The 6,197-nt window shown below is 72.5% G+C and carries 7 protein-coding genes; 1 reads left to right on the top strand and 6 read right to left on the bottom strand.

What is annotated here, in order from left to right; translation table 11 throughout:
- The coding region (locus tag ABFX46_RS41955; RefSeq protein WP_346050000.1) for a helix-turn-helix domain-containing protein at positions 1-452 on the top strand (452 nt) is incomplete at its 5' end.
- Here ABFX46_RS41955 and ABFX46_RS41950 read toward each other — a convergent pair.
- From ABFX46_RS41950 to ABFX46_RS41925, 6 genes are all read right to left on the bottom strand, one after another.
- Complete coding sequence (locus ABFX46_RS41950; RefSeq protein WP_346049998.1) at positions 449-1,237, bottom strand: ATP-binding cassette domain-containing protein; 789 nt, start codon at positions 1,235-1,237, stop codon at positions 449-451. The two genes, ABFX46_RS41955 and ABFX46_RS41950, sit on opposite strands and share 4 nt — an antisense overlap.
- Positions 1,234-2,283, bottom strand: a complete 1,050-nt coding sequence (locus ABFX46_RS41945; RefSeq protein ID WP_346049997.1) for an ABC transporter permease — start codon at positions 2,281-2,283, stop codon at positions 1,234-1,236. Before ABFX46_RS41945 ends, ABFX46_RS41950 begins: the two co-directional genes overlap by 4 nt.
- A gap of 8 nt (positions 2,284-2,291) precedes the next feature.
- A complete protein-coding gene (locus ABFX46_RS41940) occupies positions 2,292-3,281 on the bottom strand; it encodes a sugar ABC transporter substrate-binding protein (RefSeq protein WP_346049996.1) in 990 nt (329 codons plus the stop codon).
- Positions 3,282-3,393: 112 nt separating this feature from the next.
- On the bottom strand, positions 3,394-4,251 hold the full coding sequence (gene iolB, locus ABFX46_RS41935) for a 5-deoxy-glucuronate isomerase (protein WP_346049995.1): 858 nt from the start codon (positions 4,249-4,251) through the stop codon (positions 3,394-3,396).
- Positions 4,248-5,183 (bottom strand): 5-dehydro-2-deoxygluconokinase, encoded by a 936-nt coding sequence (gene iolC / locus ABFX46_RS41930; protein ID WP_346049994.1) that lies wholly within the window; start codon positions 5,181-5,183, stop codon positions 4,248-4,250. Before iolC ends, iolB begins: the two co-directional genes overlap by 4 nt.
- On the bottom strand, positions 5,180-6,184 hold the full coding sequence (locus ABFX46_RS41925; RefSeq protein ID WP_346049993.1) for a Gfo/Idh/MocA family protein: 1,005 nt from the start codon (positions 6,182-6,184) through the stop codon (positions 5,180-5,182). Before ABFX46_RS41925 ends, iolC begins: the two co-directional genes overlap by 4 nt.
- Positions 6,185-6,197: the final 13 nt, after the last annotated feature.

The following is a 6,197-nucleotide window of genomic DNA, read 5'->3' as shown; positions in this document are numbered from 1 at the left end:
CGCCGGTGCCGCCCGGCGGCGCGGCGGCCGGGCTCGCGGGGCCGGCCGAGGCGGAGAACCTGGCCGCCGCGCGCCGCCTCGCCGTGTCCGCGCTCGCCGCCGCCGAGGCGACCGGGCGGACCGGCGCGGTGCACGTCGCCGAGGTCGCCGTCGTCGCGGCGGCGGCCGACCGGACCGACCTCACCGCGATCCTGCTCGACCGGTACCGGGCGGCCCGCGCCGAGCTCGGCGCGAGCGCCGAGCCGGTCGCCCGCGCGGTGTGCGCCTGGCTGGAGGAGGGACGCGACGTCACCGCGGCCGCCGGACGCCTGTTCGTGCACCCCAACACGGTGCGGAACAGGGTCCAGCGGTTCGCCGAGGCCACCGGCGTCGACGCGTCCGACACGTTCGGCGGCGTCAACGCCTGGTGGCTCTGCCGCGCCTGGCTCTCCCCCGCCGAGCCGTACAGCTAGCCCTCGGGCGGGGACGCGGCGGCGTCCAGTTCGTGGGCGAGTTCCTCCAGCTCGCTGCCGCCGGCCATCAGCCCGGTGAGCTCCTCGCGGGTGATCTCGTCCTTGGTGTGGTAGCCGATGCTCTGGCCCCGGTTGAGGATCAGGAAGCGGTTCCCGACCGGGTAGGCGTGGTGCGGGTTGTGGGTGATGAAGATGACCGCGAGGCCCCGCTCCCGCGCCTGGACGACGTAGCGCAGCACGATCCCGGCCTGCTTCACGCCGAGCGCGGCGGTGGGCTCGTCCAGGACGAGGGCCTTGGCGCCGAAGTGGACGGCGCGGGCGATCGCCACGCACTGGCGCTCGCCGCCCGAGAGCGTCCCGATGGGCTGGTCGACGTCGCGCAGGTCGATGCCCATGGCGGCCATCTCGCCCTGGGTCGTCCTGCGCATGTGGTCGATGTCCATGCGGCCGAAGCCCTTGCGCTTCTCCGAGCCGAGGAAGAAGTTCCGCCACACCGGCATCAGCGGGACGACCGCGAGGTCCTGGTAGACGGTGGCGATGCCGCGGTCGAGCGCCTCGCGGGGCGAGCCGAAGGCGACCTCCTCGCCGTTGACCTCGTACGTGCCGGTGTCGTGCCGGTGCAGGCCGGCGACCACCTTGATGAGCGTGGACTTGCCCGCGCCGTTGTCGCCGAGCACGCACGTGACCTCGCCGGCGGACGCCTCCAGGTCCACGTCCCGCAGCGCGATGATGTTGCCGTAGTTCTTGCCGACGCCCGTGAGGCGGATGAGCGGCGTATCCGTCATGACGACCGCTCCACTCTGCGCCGCACGATCAGGTTGACCACGGTCGCGATCAGCAGCATCGCGCCGAGGAAGAACCGGAACCAGTCGGGGTTCCACTCCGCGTACACGATGCCCTTGTTGGTCATGCCGAAGATGAACGCGCCGATGGCCGCGCCGATCGCCGACCCGTAGCCGCCGGTCAGCAGGCAGCCGCCGATGACCGCGCAGATGATGTACAGGAACTCGTTGCCGACGCCCTCGCCGGACTGGATCGTCGCGAACGCGAACACCAGGTGCATCCCGGAGAACCAGGCGCAGAACGCGACGCCCATGAACAGGCCGATCTTGACGCGGTCGACGGGGACGCCGACCGCGCGGGCGCTGGCGGCGGAGCCGCCCACCGCGAAGATCCAGTTGCCGACGCGGGTGCGCAGCAGGATCCAGGTCGCGATCGCGGTGAACAGCAGCCACCAGAACACGGTGATCTTCACGTTGACGCCGAGGACGTCGACATCGGACGCGAAGATGGCGCGGGCGCCGGCGAAGCCGTCCATGTCGCGGACGGAGTCGCTCGCGACGTTGCCGGTGAGGGCCTTCGTCACGCCGAGGTTCAGCCCGGCGAGCATGAAGAACGTCGCGAGCGTGATGATGAAGCTCGGCAGCCTCGTCCGCACGTAGAGGATGCCGTTGACCATGCCGAGCGCCAGCGTCAGCACGAGCGAGATCGCCACGCCCGCCCACACGTTCAGCGTGAGCTGGTAGGAGGTCAGCGCCGCGATCAGCGCCGACGAGGTCACCATCACCCCGGCCGACAGGTCGAACTCGCCGCCGATCATCAGCAGCGACACCCCGACCGCCATGATCCCGAACGTGGAACTGGCGTACAGGACGGTGGAGAACGACCCGGCACGCAGGAACGCGTCCGCGACGACCGAGAAGAACACGAACAGCGCGACCGCGCCGAGCAGCGCGCCCAGCTCCGGGCGGCCCAGCAGCCGCCGCAGCGGCGACCGCCGGGCCAGGCGCTCGTCCGAGCCGGGATCGGCCACCGGGGGTGGCTCGGCCACGGCTCGCGTCATCGCGTCCCCCGGTTCGCGAACGCCTCCAGCCCACCCGCGTTCGCCTTGGTGACGATCGCCGGGCCGGTCAGCACCGGGCGCCCGCCGCCGAGGACGTTGCCGTTGTTCTTCAGCAGCCACAGCTGGTCGACGGCCTCGTAGCCCTGCAGGTAGGGCTGCTGGTCGACGGCGAACTCGATCGACCCCGCATTGAGCGAGGCGATGAGGTCCTTGTTCAGGTCGAACGTGCCGATCTTCGCCTTGCTGCCGGTCTCCTTGACCGAGTCGACGGCGGTCGCGGCGAACGGGGCGCCGAGCGTCAGGATCCCGTCGATGTCCTTGTCGGACTGGAGCTTGGCCGTGATGGACGACTTGACGTCCGGCATGTTCGTGCCCTGGACGAACAGGTTCTCCAGGTCGCCGCCGAAGGTCTTCTTCGCCCCCGCGCAGCGGGCCTCCAGACCGACGTTGCCCTGCTCGTGGACGACGCACAGCGCCTTCTTCGCGCCGATCTTCCCGAGCTCGGTGCCGGCCGCCTCGCCGGCGATCGACTCGTCCTGCCCGAAGTGGGCGACCGCGCCGAGCTTCGCCGAGTCCTCCGCGCCGGAGTTGATCGACACGACCGGGATCTCGGCGGCGGTGGCGCGCGCCAGGACGTCCTTCATCGCGTCCGGCTTGGCGAGCGTGACGATGATGCCGTCGACCTTCTTGTCGATGGCGGCCTGGACGAGCTGGGCCTGCTTGCCGCCGTCCGGGTCCGCCGAGTACAGGAACTCGACGTTGTCCTTGGCGGCGGCGGCCTTGGCGCCCTTCTGGACGATGTCCCAGAACGTGTCGCCGGCGCCCGAGTGGGTCACCATCGCGATCTTCAGCCGGGGGCCGGCGCCCTCGGGCGCCTCCTCGGACTTCTTCCCGCCCGAGCTGCTGCAGGCGCTCAGCGCCAGCAGGCCCGCGGCGGCCAGGACCGCGAGGCCCCTGGACGACCCGCGCGCGAAAACGCCTCTCATCGGTTGCTCTCCATTTCTCCCCACATGGCCGTTCTGAGGAGTTGACCATAGATGGTCGCGGCATGGGCGGCGATCAAGCTCACAATTCGGCACCGGACGGCCGCCGAGCGCGTCAGGGGCGGCCGTCCGCCGAGGTCAGCGGCAGGCGCGGGTCGACCTCCTGACCCGTCCAGGTGCCGCGGATCCACGTGTGCGCGGGATCGTCGCAGATCCGCCAGGCCCGGTCCGGGGACGGCCCGGCCATCACATTGAGGTAGTAGAGGTCGTGGCCGGGCGCCGCCATCGACGGGCCGTGCCAGCCGTGCGGGATCAGGACGGCGTCCCCGCTGCGGACCTCGGCGAGCACGTCGATGGGGCGCCCCGGCGAGCCGTAGACCCGCTGGTAGGCCATGCCGTCCCGGGCGACCTCGAAGTAGTAGATCTCCTCCAGCACCGACTCCCCCGGCCGGTCCTCGTCGTGCTTGTGCGGCGGGAACGACGACCAGCAGCCGCCCGGCGTGAGCACCTCGCAGGCGATCAGCTTCTCGGCGAACGGGAAGCCCTCGGGCGTCCCGAAGTTGTTGACCTGGCGGCTCGCCGCGCCCGCGCCGCGCAGTTCCACCGGCACCTTCTCGGCGGGCCCGTAGCGCGCCTCCAGGCGCGTCCCGCAGCGGGCGCCGGCCAGCGCGAACCGGCCGCGCCCCCGCACGGTGACCTGCGCGTCGCGCGGGACGTAGGCGAAGTCGCTGACCCGGCTGAACACGTCGTCGCGCCCCGCCAGCTCGAACCGCGCGCCGTCGCACTCGACGGCGCAGGACCCGGCCAGCGGCAGCACGATCGTCTCGAACTCGCCGGTGCCGAAGGTGTGCTCACCGCCGTCCGGCAGGTCGAGGACGCGCAGCGACGAGTGCGTCCAGCCGGCCGACTCGGGCGTGACGGCGAGCCCGTAGGGTCCGTCCGCGGCAGTGCCGGCGGGCACGTGGTACTTCATCCGGTCTCCTTGAGGAGTGCTTCGACTTCGTCCTGTGCGGGCATCGCGTCGGAGCAGGCGAGGCGGGAGGCGACGATCGCCCCCGCCGCGCCCGCGAACGCGATGAGGCGCCGCAGATCCCAGCCCCCGAGGAGGCCGTGGCAGACCGCGCCGCCGAACGCGTCGCCCGCGCCGAGGCCGTTCACGACGTCGACCTCGGCCGGCGGCACCCGCACCGTCTCGCCGGACGTCGCCGCGAGGACGCCGTCCGGGCCCATCTTCACGATGGCGAGTTCGGGGCCGCGTTCGAGGATCGCCCGTGCGGCGGCCTCCGGCTCCCTTTCGCCTACCGCGACCTCGCATTCCTCCAGGTTGCCCACGGCGACCTTGGCGTGCTCCAGGGCGAGCCCGGCCCAGTGCGGGGCCTCGCCCGGGTCGTCCCAGAGCATCGGCCGGTAGTCCAGGTCGATGACGGTCTGCCCTGGGTGTGCGGCGAGCGCGGCCAAGGTCGCCCCACGGCTCGGCTCCTGGGAGAGGCCCGTCACAGTGGCCCACACGATGCGGGCCTCACGGATCGCCTCCAGGTCCAGTTCCTCCGGACGGATCTCCAGGTCGGGGGCCTTGGGGTAGCGGTAGAAGTACAGCGGGAAGTCGTCCGGCGGGAAGATCTCGCAGAAGGCCAGCGGCGTCGGCAGGCCGGGGACGGCCGCGACGTACCGGTCGTCGACGCCGTACCCCCGCAGCGCCTTGCGCACGAACCGCCCGAACGGGTCGTCGCCGGTGCGGGTGACGACGGCGGCGCGGCGGCCGTACCTGGCCGCCGCCACCGCGACGTTGGTGGGGCTGCCGCCGAGGTACTTGCCGAACGACTCGACGTCCTCCAGCGGGACGCCGACCTGGTGCGGATAGACGTCGACGCTCACCCGCCCCATCGTGATGAGGTCGAAGCTCATCGGCGCACCTCGTCGGTGCCGACGATCCGGCCCTCCCGCATGGACATCTCGCACGCCTCGGCGAGGTAGAACGCCTCCAGGGCGTCCTCGGGCGGGCACGGGTTGGCACGGCGGCCCGCCACCACGTCCACGAACGCCTGGATCTCCGCGTCGTAGGCGTCGGAGAAGCGCTCCATGAAGCCGCTGTAGGCGGGCCTCGGCACGGTGCCGGCCTCGGGCAGCGGCGTCGCGGGCGTCCGCTCGTCCATGCCGGTGACGACGCTGTCCTTGGAGCCGAACAGCTCCAGCCGCGCGTCGTAGCCGGCGGCGTTGTAGCGGGTGGCGGAGACGACGCCGAGCGTCCCGTCGTCCAGGACGAGGAGCGCCGAGCCGGTGTCGATGTCGCCGCACGCGCGGAAGAAGTCCTCGCCCCGGTTGCCGCCGGCGGCCATCACGCGGACGATCTCGCGCCCGGTGACGAACCGGATGAGGTCGAGGTCGTGGATCACGCAGTCGCGGAAGAGCCCGCCGGACGAGGGGACGTACTCGGCGGGCGGCGGCGACGGGTCGAAGCTGCTCGACCGGACGGTGTGCAGCCAGCCCAGCCGCCCGGACGCGAGCGCCTCGCGGGCCGCCGCGTTCCCGGCGTCGAACCGGCGCTGGAAGCCGACCTGCACCGGGACGCCCGCGGCGGCCGCCGCCTCGACTGCTTGGAACGTTCCATTGAGGTCCGACGCGAGGGGTTTCTCGCAGAAGACGGGAATTCGCGCGGCCATGGCCCGCTCGACGAGGGCCGCGTGCGCGTCGGTGGCCGCCGCGACGACCAGCCCGTCCAGGCCGGCCTCGAACAGCTCCCCGACGGTGTCGAGCGCCCGCGCCCCGGACGGGAGGCGGGCGGCGAGGTCGCGCGCGCGGGCGGCGTCCGCGTCGGCGACGGCCAGGGCGGCCACCTCGGGCAGCGCGCAGAGAGCGGCGGCGTGGCGCGCACCGATGCGCCCCGCGCCGGCCAGTCCGATCCTCATCGATCCCCTCCCG

The organism is Actinomadura chokoriensis, from assembly GCF_039529475.1.
Classification (GTDB): Bacteria; Actinomycetota; Actinomycetes; order Streptosporangiales; family Streptosporangiaceae; genus Spirillospora; species Spirillospora bangladeshensis.
Note: the sequence above shows the minus strand (reverse complement) of the source record. Positions and strands in the feature narration are given on the sequence as shown.